This is a genomic window from Nocardia sp. BMG111209 (genome assembly GCF_000381925.1).
Taxonomy (GTDB): Bacteria; Actinomycetota; Actinomycetes; order Mycobacteriales; family Mycobacteriaceae; genus Nocardia.
Genome location: NZ_KB907308.1, coordinates 1,019,661 through 1,039,904, shown reverse-complemented (window position 1 = coordinate 1,039,904; position 20,244 = coordinate 1,019,661). Strand labels below are relative to the sequence as shown.

The following is a 20,244-nucleotide window of genomic DNA, read 5'->3' as shown; positions in this document are numbered from 1 at the left end:
TCAGGCGGCGGCCATCGCGGAGAGGAGCTCGTAGCCGACGTGCGCGGCGGCGATGCCGGTGATCTCGGCGTGGTCGTAGGCCGGCGCGACCTCGACGATGTCGGCACCCACCAGATTCACCGCGCGGAACGCCCGGAGCAGGTGCAGCAGTTCGCGACTGGTGAGGCCACCGGCCTCCGGAGTGCCGGTACCCGGCGCGTGCGCCGGGTCCAGCACGTCGATGTCGACCGAGACGTACACCGGGCGGTCGCCGACCCGGGCCAGCATCCGGTCGACGGCCGCGGCGACGCCGTCGATCTCCACCTGCGGCGCGGTGATCGTGGCGAAGCCGAGGCGGCGGTCGTCGTCGAGGTCCTGGTCGCTGTAGAGCGGACCGCGAGTGCCGATGTGCAGACTGGCCTCCCGGTCGATGAGACCCTCCTCGGAGGCGCGGCGGAACGGGGTGCCGTGCGTGACCGCGGCGCCGAAATACGTGTCCCAGGTGTCGAGGTGGGCGTCGAAGTGCACCACGGCGACCGGTCCGTGCCGGCGGGCCACGGATCGCAACAGCGGTAGCGCGATGGTGTGATCCCCGCCGAGCGTCAGCAGCCGGGCCCCGGTCCCGGTGAGATCATCGCTGGCCCTTTCGATCTCGGTGATCGCCGCACCGATGTCGAAGGGATTGCAGGGAATATCGCCGGCGTCGGCGACCTGCAACCGCTGGAAAGGGCTGACGTCGAGCTCGGGGTTGTAGGGCCGCAACAGTTTCGAGGAGGCGCGCACATGTGCCGGGCCCAGCCGCGCGCCGGGCCGGTAGCTGACCCCGGTGTCGAACGGCACCCCGACGACGGCGACGTCGGCGGCGGTGACCTCGTCCAGCCGGGGCAGCCGGGCGAAGGTGGCCGGGCCCGCGTAACGGGGAACCAGGGTGGCGTCGACGGGTCCGACAGGAGACATCGGCGGATCCTTTCCGGGAGAGGGGTACTGGGTGTCCGGCTAGTCCGTGTAGCCGGGGGCGACGCGGTCCAGCAGTCGCAGCAGGGCCGCCCAGGCGAGCTCGTAACCATCAAGGTCGGCGTAGTCGTCGCCGGGGGCCGCGCCGGTGGTCAGCTGGTGTGCGGCGCGCGCGCAGACCTCGGGCGGTGGTGTGGTCACCGGGCCCGCGGCGGTGGCCGTCAGCTGGATCCGGCAGGCCCGCTCCAGATAGAACATGCGCAGAAAGGCTTGTGCCGGAGTACTTCCCACGGTCAGCAGGCCGTGGTGACGCAGGATCAGCGCGGGATGGCCGCCGAGATCGGCGATCAACCGCTGTTGTTCGGCCCGGCCGAGCGCCACGCCTTCGTAGTCGTGGTATCCGATCCGATCGTAGAACTCCATCGAGATCTGGTTCAGCGGAAGCAGTCCCGCGGCGCTTGCCGCCACCGCACAACCGGCCTGGGTGTGGGTGTGCAGGACGCAGTGGGCATCGGCGCGGGCGGCGTGCACGGCGGAGTGGATGACGAATCCGGCCGGGTTCACCCGCTGCCCGCCGTCGCCGACCGGGTGGCCGCCGGCGTCGACGATCACCAGATTCGAGGCGGTGATCTCCTCGAACAGCAGCCCGTACGGGTTGATCAGGAAGCGTGGCTGCGCGCCGGGCAGCCGCAGCGAGATGTGGGTGAAGATGAGGTCGGTCATCCCGAAATGGGCGATCAGCCGGTACACCGCCGCCAGTTCCCGCCGCAGCCGCGCCTCCGGGCTCATCGGTAGCCCGCCCGGTCGGCGACCCGCTGCTGGAACAGCGCGGTGATCTGATCCCAGGCGGCGACGAGGTTGGTGGCGTCGGCGGCCGGGGAGTGCCGTCCGGCTTGCAGCCGGCGCAGGATCGGCAGATCCTGCTCGTTGACCGCGAACAGCGCCTCGGCCAATTGTGTTCGGGTGCCCGCGAATTCGGCCCCGGCGGCGGTGCGGTCCACGAACACCGCCATATGCTCCAGGGTGCGGCCCGGCGCCAGCGGATCGAAACCGATCACCTGGAACCAGTCGGCCTCCAGGAACAACAGGGCATTGGGGAAGACACAGAAGATGTCCTGCCGTTCGAGCAGATCGGCGGGCAGGTCGCCCAGCCACGGCAGGCGTTTCTCGGTCTTGCCGGTCTTGCCGACCGCGCCGCGGGGATAGCTGCCGCCCATGATGTCCGGCCGCAGCACCAGATCGTCGATGTCCAGCGCGGCCGCCACCGGACCGACCTGAGGATGGATGAACGGCAGGTGATAGAAGTCGAGGAAGTTCTCCACCACCAGTTTCCAATTCGCGGCGATGTCGAAGCGGCGTTCCTCGACCGGATGCAGGCGGTCGAAGGCGATGTGCGACCAGCGTCGCAGCAGGGGCGCGAGCCGGTCGGTGAAGTCGGCCGCGCAGGCCTGCGGATCGGCGTCGGCGGCAGCGAGATCCACGAAGATCAGGCCCGCCCAGACGTGGGCCGCGACCGGGATCAGGGCCAGCCGGTCACCGAGCTCGGCAGCGACGGCGCTCCCCTTGGCGCGGCCGTAGAACGGTGCCGCGCAGAGCTTTCCGTCGAGTCCGAACGACCAGCAGTGATAGGCGCACTGGATGCGTTTGCGTACCACCGTCGGTTCCTCGGTGAGCGTCATGCCGCGGTGGCGGCAGGCGTTGTGGAACACCCGGATCCGCTGCTGCTCGTCGCGGACCAGCAGCAGCGGTTGCCCGGCCACGGTGACCGGATGCACCGCACCCGGCTCGGCGAGCCAGTGGGCATAGCCGGCCCACACCCATCCGGCGCCGAACACCAGTCGTTGCTCGGCCCGGAATTCGTCCTCGCCGGTGTAGGCGCGCGCGGGCAGCAGCGCGCGGCCGGCCGGCGGTTCGGTCAGCGGTCCCGCGGCGATGTGGTTGCCGCCCAAGGGTTGTGCGGCGGTATGCGCGGTGGTCACGAGGTTCCTCCTGGGGTGCGGGCGAGGTCGTCGCAGGCGGTGGCGAAGGCCGCGGCGGCGCGGTCGCGCAGAGTGAGGGTGTCGGCCCACCGGTCGGACAGCTCGCGGCCGTCGGGACCGGTGATCGCGTACGGGGTGGTGCCGAGTTCGGTGCAGAACATCACCGGCTCGCTGCCGCCGCGGTACCGGAGGGCGGCGGTGAACGCGCGAATCCACCAGTCCCGGAACTGGTCCTCCCAGGCGCGATGTTGCGGGAAGCCCAGCGGGATCTGCACCTGGCAGCGGGTCGCGACCCGGCCCTGCACGGATTCGGCGCGCTCCAGCACGGCGGTGAGCAGTTCGTCGGTCGCGGCCGGCACCGGTAGCGGAATCTCGCTGCCGCACACGTAGTGCGACAGATCCATCGCGAGCCGGATCGCCGGATCGAGGATGCGCAGCAGCGCGACGGTGCGGTGCAGATCCTCGGTCAGTGTGTTGCGGTGGGTCTCCAGTTGCATGGCCACCCCGGCACCGGCGCAACGGCGGTGCCAGCGCTCCAGCACCGTGGCGAGGACGGCGGGCTCGTCGTCGAAGAGGCGGCCGCACACCACCATTCGGTCCGCGCCGACCGTGCCCGCATACCGCAGGGCGGCCTCGAGGTCCGGGTCGTCGGCGACGAAGGCGAACACCGCGACGCGCAGTGCCCGCCCGCGCAGTGCGGTCGCGAGCCGTGCCGCCCCGGGCCGCTGCCGCGCGCCGAGATCGACGGCGGCGCCGTCGAACCCGTTGCGCTCCAGCAGATCCAGCTGTTCCTCGAGCTGCCACGGTCGCGCGCCGCGATAGGGCAGGTCCTCCATCGCCCACAGTGAGTTGAACAGTTCCAGCCGCGGCCCGGTCACGATCGGGCCGCCGGTTCGGCGATCGGGTGCAGCGGCCGGCCGGTGTGCCGCCAGTGCACGACGTTGCGTGCCTGCGTCAGCACGTAATCGCGGGCGGCGGCGTCGGACAGATAGGCGACGTGCGGAGTGAGCAGCACCTTCGGATGCCCGGCCAGCCGGTCGCCGGCCGGTGGCGGCTCGATGTCGAGCACGTCCAGTGCCGCACCGGCGAGGTGGCCCGAATCCAGCGCGGCGGCAAGAGCTTCCGCGTCGACCAGGCCGCCACGGGAGACGTTGATCAGCTGGGCCCCGGGGCGCATGCCGGCCAGCAGGTCCGCGTCCAGCAGTCCGGTGGTCGCGGCGGTGAGCGGCAGATGCAGCGACAGCAGGTCCGCCTGCGCCACCACCTGGGCCAGCGGCGCGGCCGTGACGCCGGGCGGGATCGGCCCGTGCCCGTACCCGAGGATCCGGTGCACGGATCCGGCGGCGAGCGCCGCGACGCGTGATCCGGTGCGCCCCACACCGATCAGGCCCAGCGTCAGTTCGGACAACCGGCGCGGGCCCGGCACGGGCCGGGCGAGCCAGTCCCGGCGGCCGGACAGGGTGAAGAAGTCGAGGCGGCGCACCAGCGCCAGCGCGAGTGCCCAGGCGTGGGTGGCGACCTCCTCGACGGCGGCGTCCCCGACGGCGGCCACCCAGACGCCACGCGCGGTGGCGGCGGCCACGTCCACGGTGTCGCTACCGCGGGACAGCAGCGACACGATCCGCAGCCGCGGTAGCCGATCCAGCAGCGCCGCGTCGACCGGCGCGTAACCGGCCAGCAGGGCGGTGGCCCCGGCGGCGGCCGCGGCGATCTCGGCCGGATCGCGGGTGGCCAGCACGCGGACCCGGAATCCGTTGTCCTGCAGCAGCTTTACGCCCGGCGAGGGGTCGAGGTCGTCGATATCGGTGTAGACGGCGAGTTCCGGCATGTCGGCCCGCTTTCAGTGCACGTGCGCCAGGAAGGCGCGGGTGCGTTCGTGTTCGGGCTGGGTGAAGAACTGCTCCGGCGGCGCCTGCTCGACGATCACACCGGAGTGGAACAACGCCACCTCGTGCGCGACCCGCCGGGCGAACCGGGTCTCGTGCGTCACCACGATCATCGTCATGCCCTGGGCGGCAAGATCTTCCATCACCACCAGGACCTCGTTGACCAGCTCCGGGTCGAGCGCGGAGGTCGGCTCGTCGAACAGCATCACCGACGGCTCCAGCACCAGCGCGCGGGCTATCGCCACGCGTTGCTGCTGTCCGCCGGACAGTTCGGAGGGGTAGTGGCGCATCCGGTCGGCCATGCCGACGCGTTCCAGCATGGCCTGTGCGCGCTGTGTCGCCTCGGACCTGCCGATCCGTCGCACCGCCGTCAGGCCCAGGGTGACGTTGTGCAGCACGTCCAGGTGCGCGAACAGATTGAAACGCTGGAACACCATGCCGATCTCGGCGCGCTGCCGCGCCAGCCGCCGCTCCGGTATCCGCACGGCGGCGCCGGTGCGCCCGGACTCGGCGCCGATCTCCTTGCCGTGCAACAGGATCGAACCGCTGTCCGCGGGTTCCAGCAGCGACATCAGGCGCAACATGGTCGACTTGCCGGATCCGGACGGGCCGAGCACGGCCTGCACCGTGCCGGCCGCGATGGCGAAGTCGACGCCGTCCAGGACCGTCTGTGTCCCATAACTTTTGCGCAGGCCGACGGTCTGCAACAGGGGGGTGTGCACGGTGGGGCCTCCGGCAGATCGCGGGACGGTGGCGGATTCGTTCATCGGACCGGCACCGCCTCGGGCGCCGCGACGGCCGCGCGGGCCCCGGCGGCGCGGGAGACCCAGCGGTAGCGCCGCTCGATCAGCGCCTGCACGGCCATCAGCGCGCTGACGATGACGAGGTAGTAGACCAGTGCCGCGCTGTAGTACTCGGCGTAGCGGAAGGTCACCGACACCCCGACCTGGGCCGTGGTGAGCAGTTCGCGCAGCGAGATCACCGAGGCCAGTGAGGTGTACTTCAGCAGCGCGATGAGTTCGTTGCCGGTGGGTGGCAGTGCCACCTTCACCGCCTGCGGGAGAACCACTTTCAGCAGCACCTGATGCGGCGCCAATCCGATCGCGCGGGCCGCCAGGTGCTGGCCCTCGTCCACGGATTCCAATGCCGAGCGCAGGATCTCGGCCATGTAGGCGGCCTCCACGACCGCGAAACCGAACAGCGCGGCCAGGAACGGCGTGAACCAGTGCTCCCGCAGGGCCGGAAACAGCTGCGGCCCGGCGTTCCAGATGATCAGCAGCACCAGCAGGGTCGGGATGGCCCGGAAGAACCACACGTAGGCGCCACCGATCGCGCGCGGCAGGGGCCGGGTCGCGGTGCGCAGCAGGGCAACCGCGAACCCCAGCACTGTCGCCAGCGCCATCGAGACCACGGCCAGCGCCAGCGACAGCCAGGCGCCGTGCAGGAACTCCGCCGAGGTCAGCGCGGACCAGAAGATGTCTCGATCGAAGGTCATGGCGCTATCCCTGCGCGACCCTCGCCGGGTCCAGGCCGTACTTGGTCGCCAGTGCACCCAGCGCGCCGTTCTTCGCCAGCGTGCGCACCGCCTCGGCGGCCGGCGCGGACAACGGTGAGCCCTTGCGGGTGTACACGCCGAAATCCGTTTCGGCGGCGAAGACGTTCGGCACCGCGGTCAGCGCCTTGCCCGACTTCGACACCATGTCCACCACGGCGACGTCGGTTTCGATCAGCGCGTCCGCCTTGCCGTTGGTGACGGCGGCGACCGTCTCCGCGGTCTTCGGATAGGCCTGCACCGTGATGCCGGGCCGGCCGGCCGCGGTGAACTTGCCCGAAAGTTTCTGCAGCGTCTGCTCGTTGACGCCGCCGCCCTGCACCGCGACCGTCTTGCCGGACAGGTCGTCGGCGGTGGCGATGCGGGTGTCACCCGTGCGCACGAGCAGTCCCGGACCGGTGTGCAGGAACGGCGCGGCGTCGGCCACCTTGGTGCGATCCGCGCTGATGTACAGCGCCGACCACAGCACATCGCAGCGCTGGGCCTGCAATGCCGGCATCAGCCCGTCGAAGGCGGTGACCTGCCAGGTCACCTTCAGCTGCCAGAGGTCGGCCAGGGCGCGGGCGGCATCGGAGTCGAAGCCGGTCGGGTCGGTGGTGTTGCCCTCCGGGAAGTACTCCATCGGCGGATATTCCGGGTCGGTGCAGATCCGGAGCTCGCCGTCCTTCAGCAGTCCGGCGGGTGCGGCCCCGTGCGCGCTGCTGCCGGCGGATCCGCTGCCGCACCCGGCGGCGAGCAGAGCGATACCGAGCCCTGCTGCCACCAGCTTCAGCTTTTTCATCACGTCGATCTCCTGTTGGTGCGGTGGCGGTTGTGCGAAGTTTGCGCGTCGATCGGTCGCTGTCTCGACCGTGGCTGAACCATAGAAATTGCGATAAGTTTTGTCTAGTCGTAATTAGTTGCCGGACAAGGGGTTTCATCGATGAAATGTAAAGAGATGTTCGCATCGATGGCGCTGCGTAGCCGGAAGATTGCGACCGTGCTGCCGATCTGTAAAACCGGGGTGGACCGGATGTCGATTGTTAAGTTCGGATGACCGCCCCGGGTCCGATCGGCATCCACCACCTGGATGCCCGCATCCTCGATCACCTCCGCCGGGACGGGCGGATCGGCCGCAACGAACTGTCGGCGCGCCTCGGCGTGTCTCGGCCGACGGTGTCCAAACGCCTCGACGCGCTGTTGGAATCGGGGCACACCCGCGTCGTCGGCATCGTGCACCCGGCCACCGTCGGGCTGGAGGCGCTGGCCCACGTCTCGATCAGCGTCGAACAGCCGGTGCGGCAGGTGGCCGCGCGAGTGGCGGCCCTGCCCGAGGTGCCGTACGTCTCGCTGATCAGCGGGCGGTATCCGCTGATCGCGGAGATCCGCTGCGGCGACGCGGCGGAACTGGCCGGCGCGCTGGATCGCATCCGCAGCATCGACGGCGTGCGCGACACCAACACGCTGTACTACTCCGATCTGATGATCGACGCCGGCCAGCCGCAGAAGGTCGCTGCGGCAACCCTGGACGCGCTCGATCGCCGCCTGCTCGCGCGGTTGCAGGAGGACGGCCGCGCCTCCTACGCGGTACTGGCCGCCGCGGCCGACACCACCCCCGGCACGGCGCGGATGCGGGTGCTGCGCCTCATCGACGAGGGCATCGTCCGGATCGGCGCGCTGTTCGCCCCCGGACACGGCGACGCCGAGGTGGCCGTCGGATTCGGGGTGCGGGCCAGCGGCCGGGTGTCGGGACTGTCGCCGCTGGTCGCGGAACTGCCCGGCGTCCGGTTCCTCGCCGCCACCATCGGCCGGTTCGATCTGCTCGGAACGATCTACGCACCGCGGCTGGACGAGGTGGTGTCGGCACTGGATCGGCTGCGCGCGCTGCGACCGGTACTGGAGGTCGACAATTGGGTCCATCTGGACCTGATGAAGGAGCAGTACGGCGTCCCGATGCGCTGACCCCCGGGGATGCGAGGGCGTCGCGGGTAGGGCAGGGTGGGGGCGTGCACAGCATTGTCCTGGACAAAGTTTCGGTGACATACGGCCATCGGACGGTGTTCACCGACCTCGACGTCGTCTTCCCGGGCGGCCGCTGCACGGCACTGGTCGGCCCCAGCGGGGTCGGTAAGACCACGTTGTTGCGGCTGTTGAACCGGCTGGCCGAGCCGTCGTCGGGGGTGATCGGCCTCGACGGTGTGCCGCTGACCGAGCTGGACGTGCTGGAGTTGCGCCGCCGGGTCGGGCTGATTCCCCAGCAGCCGGTGCTGCTGGCCGAGATCGTGCTGGACGAGGTGCGGGTGGGCCGCTCGGATCTGCTCGAGGCCGAGGTGGTGGGGCTGCTGGCCCGCGCCGGACTGCCGGAGTCGTTCCTGCATCGCCGCTGTGCCGAACTGTCCGGCGGCGAGGCGCAGCGGGTCTGTCTGGCGCGCGGGCTGGCCGTGCAGCCGGAGGTGCTGCTGCTGGACGAGCCCACCTCGGCCCTGGACGAGCAGGCCGCCGCGGTGATCGCCGACCTGATCCGCGGCCACGTCGCCGCCGGTGGCGCCGTCATCCTGGTCAGTCACGACAGCGTCTTCGTCGGCACCGTGGCCGACGAGATCCTGCTGCTGGAACAGGGCCGGCTGTCACATCTCGGCGAGCTGGGTGAACGGGAGTTCCGGTGAACACGAACACAGCGCACGCACTGTCGGTACCCAGCTGGTGGGGTGTCGCGGCCTCGCTGCTGCTGGTGGCGCTCGCGGCAGGGATCGCCTATCGCCAGCGGCTGCGGCTGACCCGGGAGCTGCTCATCGCCGCCGCCCGGGCCGGGGTGCAGTTGATCGCGGTCGGCGCGATCCTGTTGCTGCTGTTCCAGCACACCGGCCTGCCCGGCGGGCTGGCCTGGGTGGCGCTGATGATCGTGGTGGCGGGGCAGGTGGCCGGGCGCCGCGGCGCCGGGCTGCCGCATGCGGTGTGGGCCGCCACGATCGGCGTCGCCTTCGGCGCGGTGCTGACCCTGGGTGTGTTGCTGGTGTTGCGGGTGATCTCCACCGAGGCGCGGGTGGTGGTCCCGGTCGGCGGCATGATCGTTTCCGGGGCCATGCAGGCCACGGGGGTCGCGTTGCGCCGAGTGCACGAGGACGCGATCGCCGCCCGTCCGCAGGTGGAGGCCCGGCTGTGCCTCGGCCTGGCCGCCGAGGAGGCGTTCCTGCCGTACCGCCGCTCCGCCCTGCGCACAGCGCTGGTACCGGTGATCGACTCGACGAAGGTGGTCGGGCTGATCAGCCTGCCCGGCGCGATGACGGGCCTGATCCTCGCCGGGGTGGATCCGCTGGTGGCCATTCGCTATCAGATCGTCGTGATGTACATGCTGCTGGCCGCCGCCGCGCTGGCCGCGCTCGCCGCCGCACGCATCGCCGAACGGTGGCTGTTCGACGAGGCGCAGCGGCTGGTGCCCGTCGCCGTCGATTGACAGCCTGAGCGCCGGGGGCTCACAGCGCCGCGAGGACGCACGCCCCGAGGAAGACCACCTGCACGACCGTCCGCAGCGGCAGCGGCATGCTCTTGATGCCGAGATCGGCGCGGGCGGCGCGGACGTTGGCGGGGAACATCACCAGCAGCAGCACCGCCAGGCAGATCGCCGCGACCGGGGCCACGGGTGGGATGAGAAGCCCTGCCGCACCGGCGAATTCGAGAATTCCGGTGACGGTCACGAGGGTCGCGGCGGCCGGTAGTCGCGGCGGCACCATCGCGATCAGGCCGCTGCGGCGCGGCTCGGTGAAATGGGCGATGCCGGTCAGCAGGAACATGGCGGCCAGCCCGAGGCGGGCGGCGTGCGGCCAGGAATCGAGCCAGCCGGTCAGGTGCAACCACCCGGCGAGCCGGGCGATCGCGGTGACGACGAGAAGTACGACCAGTGGTGCCATCGGGGACTCCTGATATCGGTTAATCTTGACAGTGGAAAGATTAGATCCGCCCCGTAAACTTGTCAACGTCAAGATGATGGGTCAGGATCGGATCATGACCAAGAGCGCCTATCACCACGGCGACCTGCGCGCCGTCCTGCTCACCGCCGCCGCCGAGCAGATCGCGGCCGAGGGCGTCGACGGGCTGTCGCTGCGCGCGCTGGCGCAGCGGGCCGGGGTGTCGCACGCCGCGCCTGCCCACCACTTCGGCAACCGGCAGGGTTTGCTGACCGAACTGGCGATTGCCGGATTCGACCTGCTCGCCGACGAACTACATTCCGCCGCAGGCGATTTCCGCGAGGTCGCGGTGGCCTATATCCGCTTCGCGCGGAACCATCCCGGGCATTTCGACATCATGTACCGGCACGATCTGCTGCGCGCCGACGACGAGCGGCTGGCCGCCGCGCGGCTGCGCTCGGGGACCGAATTGCGCTCCGGTACAGCCGAACCGGGATCAACCGCCCAATCGAGACGGGCCGTGCAGCTGGCCGCCTGGTCGCTGGTGCACGGATTCGCCACGCTGTGGCGCGAGGGCGCGCTGGTGGGATCGCAACTCGGCGGAGACGATCCGGAGGAACTCGCCCGCCGGATGGTCGGCACCGTGCGATTCGAACCCGAACCGCGATAACGGACATCGCCCGCGGCGGTTCGGCCGGCCCCCGCCCGGTTCCGCGGTTCTCGCGTTTCGGATACGGTGTTTCGCAGCGTGGCCACAGCTGTACCGATATGTTCGCCGGAACGAGTACAGGAGGGGCATGGGCACGGATGTGACGCTGTTGCACCGATTCGTGGTGTCCGAGCTCGTCACGGCCGGACTGGATCGGGACACGCTCCTGCGCGAATGCGACATTCCGGAGTGGACGCTGAGCGGACCCGGTGTGCACCTGCCGAGTGCGACGTTCGCCCGGCTCTGGGAGATCGGCTGCGATCGGCTCGGTGAGCCGGATCTGCCGCTGCGCATCGGAACTCGTTATCCGCTGCGCACGGCCGAGTTGTTCGACTATCTGTTCGCCACCGCCGCCACGGTCGGCACCGGACTCGCGACCTGCGGCCCCTACATCACCGCGGTCAGCACCAATCACGGTGCCGCCCTGCGATTCGACGGCGAGGACCGCGCCACGGTGGTGCTCGACATGATCGAGGGCGAGGGCCGGGGCCGCGATCTGGTCCAATTGTGGGGCCTGACCGCGATGTTGACGCGCACTCGGCGGGTGGTCGAGGGCCCGCTCGATCCGGTGCGGGTGACGCTGCGGCAGAACGCGCCTCGCGACGACCGTCGCTGTATCGACGTATTCGGCACGGCCGGAATCGAATTCGGCGCCGACGCGGACACCATGACGTTCCGCGCCGCAGATCTCGACCGCCCGCTGACCACCGCCGACCCGATGCTGGCGCAGGTACTGCGCCCGCTGGCCGAAACCCTGCCGCCCCCACCGGAACTCCCGGCCGCCTGGCCCCGCCGGGTGGCCGGCGCCCTGCGCGCCGCGCTCACCGACGGCGAGGTGTCGCTGGAGGTGGTGGCGCGGCGGCTGGCGATCAGCCCGCGCACCCTGCAACGCCGGCTGTCCGAGGCGGGCACCAGCTGGCGGCGTGAGCTCGATCGCGCCCTGGGGGTCCGGCGATGAACACCGATGTGGCGCTGTTGCACCGTTTCGTCATCGGCGAACTCGCGGCCGCCGGCGTGGATCCCGCTGCGCTGCTGCACGAATGCGGCATCCCGGCCTGGGCGTTGTCCGGCGGCCCGGTGCATCTGTCCAGCGGCACCTTCGGCCGGCTGTGGGAAATCGCCGAGAAGTGGCTCGACGAACCGGAAGTCGCGTTGCGCGTCGCCTCCCGTTACCGGCTGCGGGTACTCGGGCTCTACGACTACCTGTTCGCCACCGCCGCCACGCTCGGGGCCGGATTGGCCACGTGCGGACCGTATGTCGGCGCCGTCACCACCAATCACCGGTTCGATCTCGTGGCCGACGACGAGCGGGAGAGCACGCTGTCGCTCGAGATGATCGACGGCGCGGGCCGGGCCCGGGACCTCATCCAGCTGTGGGGTCTGGTGGCGGTGCTCACCCGCGCCCGCGGCACCGTCGACGACCCGCTGACGCCGGTCCGGGTCCGGCTGCGGCAGCGCGCCCCCCGCGACCATCGTGCCTACGTCGACGTGTTCGGCACGGCCGCAATCGAATTCGAGGCACACTCGGATTCGATCACCTTCAGCGCCGCCGATCTGGCACTGCCGCAACGGACCGCCGATCCGGTGCTGGCGCGGGTTCTGCAACCGCTGACCGCGACCCTGCCGCCCCCGCCGCCGCTGGCCACGGCCTGGCCGCAGCGGGTCGCGGTCGCGCTGGCGGCCGCGCTGGACGACGGCGACCCGTCGCTGGCGGCGGTGGCGCGCCGGCTGGCGACCAGTCCCCGGACACTGCAACGGCGCCTCGCCGAGGCGGGGACCACGTGGCGGCGGGAATTGGAGCGCGCCCGGCTGACCCGGGCGGGCGCGGCGGGACCGTTGAGCCCCCGGCGGCAGGCGCGGCTGCTCGGTTACACCGACGCGGACACGATGCGCAGATCGGAGCGGCGCTGGACGCTGGCGGCCCGCATCCTGCAGGCCGATCCCCGCGACTGAGATTCAGGCGCGCAGGTTGCTGGCCGCGATATTCCAGAAGGTGCCCCGGTCCAGCGCCCGGAAATCCCAGGTCTCGGCGATGGCGTACGTGGTGGCGACGATGGCCGGCACGTCGAAGTCCTCGCGTGTGGCGGTGCCCTTCGCCTCCAGTTCGGCGATCACGTACGCCGTCGCGGATTCGCAGGTGTTCAGCACGGTATCTCCTCTCGTCTCGGGAAACTCAGCCGATCGATGGTCCACCCGGCCTGCCGCACACGGGGTTTCGCGGCGAGCACCGAGCCGGGGGCACGCCGGCTCGGTGCCCCCGGCGGTCCCGGGTGCGGGGCGGCAGCCCGATCGCGGCGGATCGGGCCCGGGAACGACTGTTGCGCCGATGCGGCACGGATTCAGTGTCGTGGCTGCCGGACGGTGAGGCCAGCGGAAAACGCGCCACCTCGGGGCAAACGCGCCAAACTGGGGTGGCGGTACGACGACGATTGCTCAGACGCAGGGACTTCGAGTGTACCGGCGCGTACGTCCCGCGCGTAGGGCCCGCGACCGGGCGAACTCGTCGCAATGCCGGTTTCGTCCCACCGCGGGCGGACCGTCCGAACGGAGCGGTCAGTCGTCCCCGCGCGGATCCGGATCGCCGGCGGGCGGGTCCGGCGGGACTCGCAGATGCGCGGTCAGCAGCAGATGATCGAAGGCGGTGATCACCTCCGCCGGTACGCGCGGCACCTCGAGCAGATCACCGAGCAGCCGGGCGGCCAGCAGCTGCCACTTGATGTTGGTCTCCTGGGACCGCCATCGCAGCACCTCGAACGCCTGATCGGCGCCGATCCGGTACATGGTCATCAGCACCCCCTTGGCCTGTTCGATCTCGGCGCGGGTGCGGATGATCTCCGGCAGCCGCGTATCGAACAGCTCGCGAGCGGTGTCGGCGACGACGGTGCCGAGGTCGACGTAGAACCCCTCGGTCCCGATGGCCTGTCCGTCGGCGTCGATGATGAGATCGGCGACCACCATCACGGTGTGGACCCGGCCCGCGGTGTCGACGACCCGGTGCCGGCTCGAGAACGGCACCGCGCGGGTGGCCGATCGGGTGATCGCCGCGGCGACATGGTCGCGGTCGTCCGGATGTTTGTGCGCCAGCAGCAACGCCGTGGTCGGTTGCACCGCATCCGGCGGATATCCGTGCATCCGGAACACCTCCGGCGACCATTCCCAGCGCTGCGACTCGAACCAGAACCGGAACCGCCCGGCGACCGGGATCGGAGCGTGCGCATCGCCCGCCGGATCCGCCGTACGATCGCCGGCCGAGATCGCCGCACGGCCGTCGCTCGGCGTCATCGCCACGGCCACCCGCCATTCCCACGCATCGTCAAGTCACCCGTCTCACAGAGCATTCGTTCGTGCTCCGCCGGGGACTGGGGCGGAATGGTGGGCCGCTGTCGGCGGCCCGGACCGGACCAGCCTAGCACTGGTGGCGTACCGGTCCGGAAATCGGCGGCCGGCGCCGAGCGGGTGTGCAGTCGTGTTGCGCCGCAGGCGGTTACACGCGCAGGCCGGCCTCGATGATGGCGCGGGCGATGGTGTGCAGCGGCGTCCGGTTCGTGCGCGCGTGCTTACGGATCAGATCGAACGCCGCGTCGGGGGTGATGTTCCGCACGGTGGCGATGATGCCCTTGGCCTGTTCGATCACCACCCGGGACTCCAGCGCCTGTTCCAACTGCTCGGTGACCTGCTGTTGCTGATTCCACTTGTTCGCGTTGACGATGTACCCGGTGGCGACGGAGGCGAGGATCCGCGCGGCGTCCAGATCCGCCTCCGACCAGATGCGCGGCCCGGCGCTGTAGAGGTTGACCGCGCCGAGTCGCTCCTCGTTCAGCCACATCGGAATGCCCGCGACCGCCAGCACCCCGACCTGCAGCGCCGTTTCGGTGTACCTCGGCCACCGGTCCGTGGATTCGCGCAGATCGCTCACGGCCACGACCTCACCGGTGTGACTGGCCTCCATGCACGGTCCCTGCCGGCTGAGCTCCTGCACCCGTTCCAGGGTGGCGACCGGGGCGGCGGTGGCGCTCACGAACCGCAGCACACCGTCCTCCAGCAGGCAGATACCGGCCCCGACCAGGTCGAAGACCTTCGTCACACTCATACCGAGCTCGTCGAGTGCCGTCTCCACCTTGTAGGGCGTCGGCAACAGGCGGGCGAATCGTGCCAGCGCCTCCACCAGAGCCGAACTGTCGTGTGCCATCACCGGCCTCCCGATCACGGCGGCCGTCGCTCGGCCGCGTCTCCTTCCAGAGCTACCCGAGCCGGCGCGCCCGACACAGCCCCGGCGAGCGCGGCCGCCGCCGGTCCTCGGCACAGTGTGCCGACCACCTCGGATGCGGACCCCCCCGGACATGAGGCGGCCCGGCGTCGCGGCGTGTTGCCATGAGCCGGGCCCGCGTCCGTTGTCCGTCCGGGTCAGGCGGCCTTCGGCTCGATCAGCTGGATGTCCAGCTCGATGGCGACCTTGTCGCTGAGGAACGACGACGGCAGGCCCGCGCCCACGCCCAATTCGGTGCGCGACAGCGAACCGCTCGCGGTGAAACCGGTGTGCCGCTCGCCCTCCCGGAACTCCTGCACGCCGCCCCACTCGACCGCGAGGGTGATGGGCTTGGTCACCTCGCCGAGGGTGATCTCGCCGACGACCTCGAAGTCCTCGGCGACCCGGATCGGCTCGAGCGCCTTGAAGGTCAGGGTCGGCCGCTGCTCGACGTGCAGCAGGTCCGCGGTGCGGACGTGCGCGTCGCGCTGCTCGTTGCCGGTGTCGAACGACTCGAGGTAGACCGTCGCCGAGATCAGCGCATATCCGGACTCGTCCACGACGAAGCCGGCTTCGAACTTGTTGAACCGGCCGCGCACCTTGGAGATGCCCAGGTGGCGCACGGTGAAGTTGACCGACGAGTGGGCCGGGTCGAGGGCCCAGGTGCCGGGGAGCAGAGTGGTCTGTTCAGGAGTGGTCATAGCGCCGAGAGTAAGCGGACCCCGGTCCGCTTAACCACACCGCACTGATCCTGGTACTGACAGGGCGCGGATAACAGGGCGGGGATCCGGCAGGATGGTGGGGTGACGCAGTCCGAGTTCGCCGAATTCCTGATCGCCCGCCGCGCGCTGTTGCAGCCGGAGGAGGTCGGGTTGCCCAGTGGTCGCCGCCGGCGGACCCCGGGCCTGCGGCGCGAGGAGGTGGCCGCCCTGGCCGGCGTCAGTGTCGACTATCTGGCCAGACTGGAACAGGGCCGCGACACCAATCCCTCCACCGGAGTTCTCGGTGCGCTCGCCGACGCCCTGCGGCTCAACGAGGTCGAGCGGCATCATTTCGGCAAACTGGCGATGGGAATGGAGCGTACGTCCACCTGCCCCGGCGCGAGCGAGGCGCACGATCAGGTGACCGAGACCATGCAGGCCGTGCTGGACGGACTGCATCCCACCCCGGCCTTCCTGGTCGGCCGCTGGCTCACGGTGCTCGCCTCCAACGCCGCCTGGCGTGATTTCGCGGAGCCGCTGGGCCTGCTCGACGCCGAGGCCGAGGGCAATCTCGCGTACTACGTCTTCGCGCATCCGCGGGCCGCGCAGTACTGGCGGGACTGGTCCGGGGTCGCGGATCTGATGGTGTCGCTGCTGCGCGCGGCCCGCTCGCAATGGCCCGAGGACGGGCGGCTCGGCGCGATGATCGACGCCCTGCACCGATTCCCGGAATTCGTCCGCCGCTGGCGTTCGCACCGGGTGGTCGAACATCGCCGCGTCACCATGCATCTCGACCATCCGCGCCGCGGCGAGGTCGAGGTCGAGGTCGAATTGCTCACTCCCGCCGCGGATCAGACCATGATGGTCTGGCTGGTCGACCGCCGCCGCGCGCCGGCGCGGGGCCTGCGACTGGTCAACGAGTAACGCCCGCACGCAGATCGGCCCGCCACCTGGCGTGGCGGGCCGATCCGGGCTCGGCTACTGGCGGCCGGCCTTCTGGCGCATCCTGTCCGCGGCATTCTTCATGCCGGACTCGGCTCGATCCCGGTTCTCATTCATCTCGGCCTCGGCACGTTCGCGGCCCTGGCGCATGTCATCGGCCATCTGGCCCATGCCGCGCCGGTTGTCACCGGCCATCTGCTCGCGCTCGTTCTGTGCGCGGTCCGCCTGCTGCTTCATCGGCTTCTTGGCCTTGGCAGCCACCTGGCCGGGCTTTTTGTTGCGGTCAGACATCTGAACCTTCCTATCGGTCGGGTCACGTCCGAACAGAACCTGCGGTCGGGACGAGCCTCATCCGGCTTGTCCGCCATCGGGTGGAACGTCGCCGAGTCGGCGTGTGATCGCCGTTCCGGCCACCGGTGAATCTGCCACAGCAACTGTTTCGACAACCAGCCTGCGGCCCTAACCATCCTGGCGATCGGCTCGCGCGGGTGTCAAACAAAGAATTCGTACCGATGCAGCTAGTGTTGCGCTAACGCAACGGGTCGGGACGCCAGCTGGTCCGCACACGCCGCTCGGGAGGAATCATGACGAGTACGGTGACCGACGAATCCCGGATCGACCCCGGGGGTACGGCCGCCACCACCGCAACCGAATCCATCGCACCGCGCTCACCCGGAGAGGTGGCCGCCGAGGCGGTACGCGATGTCGCGATCGCCGCGGCGCGCGAAATCACCGGCGTGGACCGGGAAGTCGAGGTGCGGGTGAAGATCGCCCGGGGCGAGCTGGCCCTGGCCCTGCAACTGCCGATCCGGTATCCGATGCCGATCTGGCAGGTCGCGACCGCATGCCGCGCCCACGTCCGGCAGCGGGTGCAGGAGCGGTTCGGTATGCCGATCCGCCGCGTCGACATCGAGGTGACCGAGCTACCCCGGAGGGCACTATGATTCGCCGCCCGCATCGCGCGGTACCCGCGGCCGTCCTGGCACTGGTACTCCTGGGAATGAGCGCCGCCGTGGCGCTGACCATGATCCCCGGACTGACCGGCGCCCCGGACTATCTGTGGCGCGACGTCGTGGTCCGCATCCTGCACGACATCAGCTGGAACGACACCCGGGTCGCCGCAGCGGGTCTGGCCGCGGTCAGCGGGGGAGTGGCGCTGCTCGCGCTGGCGGTGCTGCCCGACCGGGCCACGGTACTGCCGCTGGCCCCCGGCGACGGGATCGCCGCCGGCATCGCGCGATCCGGCCTGTACCGCGCGCTCGGCGCCGCGGCGGAATCCGTCGAGGGGGTGCATTCGGCCCGGATTCGGTTGCGCCGCAAGAAGGTCCGGGTGGTCGCCCGGGCCGGTGCGCGTTCTCCGGAACTGCGCCGCGCGGTCCGCGAGGCCGTCGACGAGCGCGTCACCCGGATCGCCCCGGCCCCCTCGCCGCGGGTGTCGGCGCGGGTGCGCCGACTGGGATCCGTTGCCCGGCAACATCATTCGAATCGCGGTGGCTGGGGGCGGCGATGATCGCCCGGCGGCGCGGCCGGATCCGGCCCAACCGCACGGTGCTCGCGGCGCTGGGACTGCTGCTGCTCGCCCTCGGCGGCTACGCGCTGACCGCCCATCTCGACGAGCTGAGCTGGGTCGACGCCGCGGATCCGGTGGTCCCCGGCACCGAACTGCCGCCGGACTGGGTGTGCTGGGGTATCGCGGTGGTGGCCGCGGGAATCGGGCTGGCCAGCCTGCGCTGGGCCGTCGCCCAGGTGCCCCGCACCCCCGGCGCGGTGCGCTGGCACGCGCGCGCCGCCGGTTCCGGCGATCTGGCCGTCCTGGATTCGGCCCGCATCGCCGCGCCGCTGGTCGCCGATCTGGAGACCTATCCGGGGGTCCGCTCGGCGACCGCCTGGGTCACCGGTTCGGGCCGCCGGCCGCGGGTGCATCTGCTGGTGCGGGCCGCGCAGGACACCGATGTGGTGGCGCTGCGCGGGCGCATCACCGCGCATGCGCTGCCGCGACTGCGCCAGGCCCTCGAGGTGGATGCCGTCCCGGTGAGTCTCGAACTGCGCCTGGAGGATTCGCCGGCGGTCAGCCCAGCACTCGGGTGACGTAGGGGTTGGCGAAGCGGCCCTCGGGATCCAGCCGCCGCCGGACCTGCTGGAAGCGATCCCATTCGGGGTATCGGTCGCGCAGGGTCTCGGCGGTCTGGAAGTGCCGCTTCCCCCAGTGCGGCCGGCCCTGGTAGCGGTCGAAAACCGCCTCGCAGGCCCGGAAATACGGCTCCCACGCCATGCCGCGGTACTGATGCACCGCGATGTAACAGGTCTCGCGGCCGCCGGCCGGGGAGAGGAAGGCGTCGTCGGGTGCGACGAATCTGACCTCGGTCGGCATCGGCGAATCGAATCGCGTGCCGATCTCCTTGATCTCGCGCAGCGCGGCCGCGGCGTGCTCGCGCGGAATGGCGTATTCCATCTCGGTGAAGCGGAACAGCCTGGGGGAGGCGAACACCCGGTACGAGCGGTCGACCTGGCGGCGATAGCTGCCGGCGTACGCGGCCAGCCGCTGCACCCACGGGATCAACTGCGGACGGCGGCGGGTCAGGCGGCACAATCCGTCGAAGGTGTAGTTGGACATGGCGATATCGGCGAACCAGTCCACCACCTCGGGTCGCGGCTGCTCCGGCCCGGCCACCCGGTTGTTGCGCTTGGTCATCGCCAGCGGGCTGTGCGCGAACATGTAGAACTCGAAATGCTCGTTCCCGTCGACGAATTCGTCGAGATCGGCGAGCACCTCCGCGAACGGCACCGGACGCTCGATGCCCTCGAGCACGAACGACGGCACGAGTTGCAGGGTCACCGCCGTGACCACCCCGAGCGCACCGAGATTCACCCGCGCCGCACGCCAGCCGTCCGGATCGGTCCGCTCGTTCAGTTCCACCCGGCTGCCGTCGGCGAGCATCAGTTCCACCGAATGCAGTGCGGCCGAGATGTTCCGGAGCGTCCCGCCGGTCCCGTGGGTTCCGGTGGCGGTCGCGCCCGCGACGGACTGCACGTCGATATCGCCGAGATTCGGGAAGGCCAGCCCGAACGGGTGCAACCGGGTACTGATCGCGTTCAGGGTGGCGCCGGCCTCGACCCGCACCAGGCCGGTGTCGGTGTCCACGTGCCGGATCCGATCGAGATTCGACATCCGCAACAGCGTGCCGTCGGTGAGCACGGTGTCGTTGAAGGAGTGGCCGGCTCCGGCGACGCGCACGGTGTGCCCGGCGGCTGCTGCGGCCGCGAGCGCGGCGGCCACCTCGTCGGGCGAACCGGGGGCGGCCACGGCGGCGGGCGCGCACTGCTGGTCTCCGGCCCAGTTCACCCACAAGTTGGTCATCCGTCCAACTTTAGGGGATGAGTGTGTCCTGCACCACCGGACGGGCGGAATCGC

Annotated in this window: 25 protein-coding genes; 10 read left to right on the top strand and 15 right to left on the bottom strand. The window is 70.6% G+C overall.

Translation table 11 applies throughout. The annotated features are described in order from the left end of the window. The 8 genes from speB to G361_RS0128410 are packed head-to-tail and all read right to left on the bottom strand — an operon-like array spanning position 1 to position 7,131. Positions 1–936 (bottom strand): agmatinase, encoded by a 936-nt coding sequence (speB, locus tag G361_RS0128445; protein ID WP_019930529.1) that lies wholly within the window; start codon positions 934–936, stop codon positions 1–3. A gap of 39 nt (positions 937–975) precedes the next feature. Beyond that, positions 976–1,722: a class II aldolase/adducin family protein gene (locus G361_RS0128440; protein ID WP_019930528.1), complete on the bottom strand. Its 747-nt coding sequence runs from the start codon at positions 1,720–1,722 to the stop codon at positions 976–978. After that, a complete protein-coding gene (locus G361_RS0128435) occupies positions 1,719–2,912 on the bottom strand; it encodes an aromatic ring-hydroxylating dioxygenase subunit alpha (protein ID WP_019930527.1) in 1,194 nt (397 codons plus the stop codon). Before G361_RS0128435 ends, G361_RS0128440 begins: the two co-directional genes overlap by 4 nt. Next, positions 2,909–3,790 carry a sugar phosphate isomerase/epimerase gene (locus tag G361_RS45205; RefSeq protein ID WP_019930526.1) on the bottom strand — a complete coding sequence of 294 codons (882 nt, stop codon included), beginning with the start codon at positions 3,788–3,790 and terminating at the stop codon, positions 2,909–2,911. Before G361_RS45205 ends, G361_RS0128435 begins: the two co-directional genes overlap by 4 nt. Next, positions 3,787–4,740 (bottom strand): NAD(P)-dependent oxidoreductase, encoded by a 954-nt coding sequence (locus tag G361_RS0128425; protein WP_019930525.1) that lies wholly within the window; start codon positions 4,738–4,740, stop codon positions 3,787–3,789. The genes G361_RS45205 and G361_RS0128425 overlap by 4 nt, the downstream gene beginning before the upstream one ends. Positions 4,741–4,752: 12 nt before the next feature. Next, a complete protein-coding gene (locus G361_RS0128420) occupies positions 4,753–5,565 on the bottom strand; it encodes an amino acid ABC transporter ATP-binding protein (RefSeq protein WP_019930524.1) in 813 nt (270 codons plus the stop codon). Further along, positions 5,562–6,293: an amino acid ABC transporter permease gene (locus tag G361_RS0128415; protein ID WP_019930523.1), complete on the bottom strand. Its 732-nt coding sequence runs from the start codon at positions 6,291–6,293 to the stop codon at positions 5,562–5,564. The genes G361_RS0128420 and G361_RS0128415 overlap by 4 nt, the downstream gene beginning before the upstream one ends. A gap of 4 nt (positions 6,294–6,297) precedes the next feature. Next, complete coding sequence (locus G361_RS0128410; RefSeq protein ID WP_019930522.1) at positions 6,298–7,131, bottom strand: transporter substrate-binding domain-containing protein; 834 nt, start codon at positions 7,129–7,131, stop codon at positions 6,298–6,300. A 251-nt stretch (positions 7,132–7,382) separates the two neighbouring features. Between G361_RS0128410 and G361_RS0128400 the strand changes: the two genes are divergently transcribed. The 3 genes from G361_RS0128400 to fetB are packed head-to-tail and all read left to right on the top strand — an operon-like array spanning position 7,383 to position 9,783. Then, on the top strand, positions 7,383–8,291 hold the full coding sequence (locus G361_RS0128400) for an Lrp/AsnC family transcriptional regulator (RefSeq protein ID WP_019930520.1): 909 nt from the start codon (positions 7,383–7,385) through the stop codon (positions 8,289–8,291). 44 nt (positions 8,292–8,335) lie between these two features. Beyond that, entirely contained in the window at positions 8,336–8,995 is a 660-nt protein-coding gene (locus G361_RS0128395) for an ATP-binding cassette domain-containing protein (RefSeq protein WP_155981813.1), read from the top strand. Then, positions 8,992–9,783 (top strand): ABC transporter permease, encoded by a 792-nt coding sequence (gene fetB, locus G361_RS0128390; protein WP_019930518.1) that lies wholly within the window; start codon positions 8,992–8,994, stop codon positions 9,781–9,783. Before G361_RS0128395 ends, fetB begins: the two co-directional genes overlap by 4 nt. 19 nt (positions 9,784–9,802) lie before the next feature. Here the strand turns inward: fetB and G361_RS0128385 are convergent, their stop codons facing one another. Next, the gene (locus G361_RS0128385) at positions 9,803–10,237 is read right to left on the bottom strand and encodes a DoxX family protein (protein ID WP_019930517.1); all 435 of its coding nucleotides are present in this window, start codon (positions 10,235–10,237) and stop codon (positions 9,803–9,805) included. Between the two features lie 94 nt (positions 10,238–10,331). Here G361_RS0128385 and G361_RS0128380 point away from each other — a divergent pair, with 94 nt between their 5' ends. The 3 genes from G361_RS0128380 (at position 10,332) to G361_RS0128370 (ending at position 12,896) form a co-directional block, all read left to right on the top strand. Next, the gene (locus G361_RS0128380; protein WP_019930516.1) at positions 10,332–10,904 is read left to right on the top strand and encodes a TetR/AcrR family transcriptional regulator; all 573 of its coding nucleotides are present in this window, start codon (positions 10,332–10,334) and stop codon (positions 10,902–10,904) included. Positions 10,905–11,031: 127 nt separating this feature from the next. Continuing rightward, a complete protein-coding gene (locus G361_RS0128375; protein ID WP_019930515.1) occupies positions 11,032–11,901 on the top strand; it encodes an AraC family transcriptional regulator ligand-binding domain-containing protein in 870 nt (289 codons plus the stop codon). Next, positions 11,898–12,896, top strand: a complete 999-nt coding sequence (locus G361_RS0128370) for an AraC family transcriptional regulator ligand-binding domain-containing protein (protein WP_019930514.1) — start codon at positions 11,898–11,900, stop codon at positions 12,894–12,896. The genes G361_RS0128375 and G361_RS0128370 overlap by 4 nt, the downstream gene beginning before the upstream one ends. Positions 12,897–12,899: 3 nt before the next feature. Here G361_RS0128370 and G361_RS0128365 read toward each other — a convergent pair whose 3' ends face one another. The 4 genes from G361_RS0128365 to G361_RS0128350 all read right to left on the bottom strand — a co-directional run bounded on the left by G361_RS0128365 (position 12,900) and on the right by G361_RS0128350 (position 15,890). Next, complete coding sequence (locus G361_RS0128365) at positions 12,900–13,091, bottom strand: hypothetical protein (protein WP_019930513.1); 192 nt, start codon at positions 13,089–13,091, stop codon at positions 12,900–12,902. Positions 13,092–13,496: 405 nt separating this feature from the next. Next, complete coding sequence (locus tag G361_RS0128360) at positions 13,497–14,225, bottom strand: PAS and ANTAR domain-containing protein (RefSeq protein ID WP_155981812.1); 729 nt, start codon at positions 14,223–14,225, stop codon at positions 13,497–13,499. 202 nt (positions 14,226–14,427) lie between these two features. Beyond that, the gene (locus G361_RS0128355) at positions 14,428–15,132 is read right to left on the bottom strand and encodes a GAF and ANTAR domain-containing protein (protein ID WP_019930511.1); all 705 of its coding nucleotides are present in this window, start codon (positions 15,130–15,132) and stop codon (positions 14,428–14,430) included. 215 nt (positions 15,133–15,347) lie between these two features. After that, a complete protein-coding gene (locus G361_RS0128350; RefSeq protein ID WP_019930510.1) occupies positions 15,348–15,890 on the bottom strand; it encodes a YceI family protein in 543 nt (180 codons plus the stop codon). 102 nt (positions 15,891–15,992) lie between these two features. Between G361_RS0128350 and G361_RS0128345 the strand changes: the two genes are divergently transcribed. Next, positions 15,993–16,814: a helix-turn-helix transcriptional regulator gene (locus G361_RS0128345; RefSeq protein ID WP_019930509.1), complete on the top strand. Its 822-nt coding sequence runs from the start codon at positions 15,993–15,995 to the stop codon at positions 16,812–16,814. A 54-nt stretch (positions 16,815–16,868) separates the two neighbouring features. Here G361_RS0128345 and G361_RS0128340 read toward each other — a convergent pair whose 3' ends face one another. Then, a complete protein-coding gene (locus tag G361_RS0128340; protein WP_019930508.1) occupies positions 16,869–17,123 on the bottom strand; it encodes a hypothetical protein in 255 nt (84 codons plus the stop codon). 293 nt (positions 17,124–17,416) lie between these two features. Between G361_RS0128340 and G361_RS45200 the strand changes: the two genes are divergently transcribed. The 3 genes from G361_RS45200 to G361_RS0128325 are packed head-to-tail and all read left to right on the top strand — an operon-like array spanning position 17,417 to position 18,920. Further along, the gene (locus tag G361_RS45200; RefSeq protein ID WP_019930507.1) at positions 17,417–17,776 is read left to right on the top strand and encodes a hypothetical protein; all 360 of its coding nucleotides are present in this window, start codon (positions 17,417–17,419) and stop codon (positions 17,774–17,776) included. Further along, positions 17,773–18,342, top strand: coding sequence for a DUF6286 domain-containing protein (locus G361_RS45195; protein WP_019930506.1), 570 nt, complete (start codon positions 17,773–17,775; stop codon positions 18,340–18,342). The genes G361_RS45200 and G361_RS45195 overlap by 4 nt, the downstream gene beginning before the upstream one ends. Further along, positions 18,339–18,920, top strand: coding sequence for a hypothetical protein (locus G361_RS0128325; protein ID WP_019930505.1), 582 nt, complete (start codon positions 18,339–18,341; stop codon positions 18,918–18,920). The genes G361_RS45195 and G361_RS0128325 overlap by 4 nt, the downstream gene beginning before the upstream one ends. Here G361_RS0128325 and G361_RS0128320 read toward each other — a convergent pair. Then, positions 18,901–20,190, bottom strand: coding sequence for a D-arabinono-1,4-lactone oxidase (locus tag G361_RS0128320; RefSeq protein WP_019930504.1), 1,290 nt, complete (start codon positions 20,188–20,190; stop codon positions 18,901–18,903). The two genes, G361_RS0128325 and G361_RS0128320, sit on opposite strands and share 20 nt — an antisense overlap. Between the last annotated feature and the right edge of the window lie 54 nt (positions 20,191–20,244).

Bases quoted from the DNA above. Each gene is read 5' to 3' on its own strand.
- G361_RS0128420 (WP_019930524.1), bottom strand. From the start codon at position 5,565: ATGAACGAATCCGCCACCGTCCCGCGATCTGCCGGAGGCCCCACCGTG.
- G361_RS45200 (WP_019930507.1), top strand. From the start codon at position 17,417: ATGACGAGTACGGTGACCGACGAATCCCGGATCGACCCCGGGGGTACG.
- G361_RS0128375 (WP_019930515.1), top strand. From the start codon at position 11,032: ATGGGCACGGATGTGACGCTGTTGCACCGATTCGTGGTGTCCGAGCTC.
- G361_RS0128325 (WP_019930505.1), top strand. From the start codon at position 18,339: ATGATCGCCCGGCGGCGCGGCCGGATCCGGCCCAACCGCACGGTGCTC.
- G361_RS0128370 (WP_019930514.1), top strand. From the start codon at position 11,898: ATGAACACCGATGTGGCGCTGTTGCACCGTTTCGTCATCGGCGAACTC.
- G361_RS45195 (WP_019930506.1), top strand. From the start codon at position 17,773: ATGATTCGCCGCCCGCATCGCGCGGTACCCGCGGCCGTCCTGGCACTG.
- G361_RS0128410 (WP_019930522.1), bottom strand. From the start codon at position 7,131: ATGAAAAAGCTGAAGCTGGTGGCAGCAGGGCTCGGTATCGCTCTGCTC.
- G361_RS0128320 (WP_019930504.1), bottom strand. From the start codon at position 20,190: ATGACCAACTTGTGGGTGAACTGGGCCGGAGACCAGCAGTGCGCGCCC.
- G361_RS0128360 (WP_155981812.1), bottom strand. From the start codon at position 14,225: ATGACGCCGAGCGACGGCCGTGCGGCGATCTCGGCCGGCGATCGTACG.
- G361_RS0128400 (WP_019930520.1), top strand. From the start codon at position 7,383: ATGACCGCCCCGGGTCCGATCGGCATCCACCACCTGGATGCCCGCATC.
- G361_RS0128425 (WP_019930525.1), bottom strand. From the start codon at position 4,740: ATGCCGGAACTCGCCGTCTACACCGATATCGACGACCTCGACCCCTCG.
- G361_RS0128385 (WP_019930517.1), bottom strand. From the start codon at position 10,237: ATGGCACCACTGGTCGTACTTCTCGTCGTCACCGCGATCGCCCGGCTC.
- speB (WP_019930529.1), bottom strand. From the start codon at position 936: ATGTCTCCTGTCGGACCCGTCGACGCCACCCTGGTTCCCCGTTACGCG.
- G361_RS0128350 (WP_019930510.1), bottom strand. From the start codon at position 15,890: ATGACCACTCCTGAACAGACCACTCTGCTCCCCGGCACCTGGGCCCTC.
- G361_RS0128355 (WP_019930511.1), bottom strand. From the start codon at position 15,132: ATGGCACACGACAGTTCGGCTCTGGTGGAGGCGCTGGCACGATTCGCC.
- G361_RS0128440 (WP_019930528.1), bottom strand. From the start codon at position 1,722: ATGAGCCCGGAGGCGCGGCTGCGGCGGGAACTGGCGGCGGTGTACCGG.
- G361_RS0128380 (WP_019930516.1), top strand. From the start codon at position 10,332: ATGACCAAGAGCGCCTATCACCACGGCGACCTGCGCGCCGTCCTGCTC.
- G361_RS0128340 (WP_019930508.1), bottom strand. From the start codon at position 17,123: ATGTCTGACCGCAACAAAAAGCCCGGCCAGGTGGCTGCCAAGGCCAAG.
- G361_RS0128415 (WP_019930523.1), bottom strand. From the start codon at position 6,293: ATGACCTTCGATCGAGACATCTTCTGGTCCGCGCTGACCTCGGCGGAG.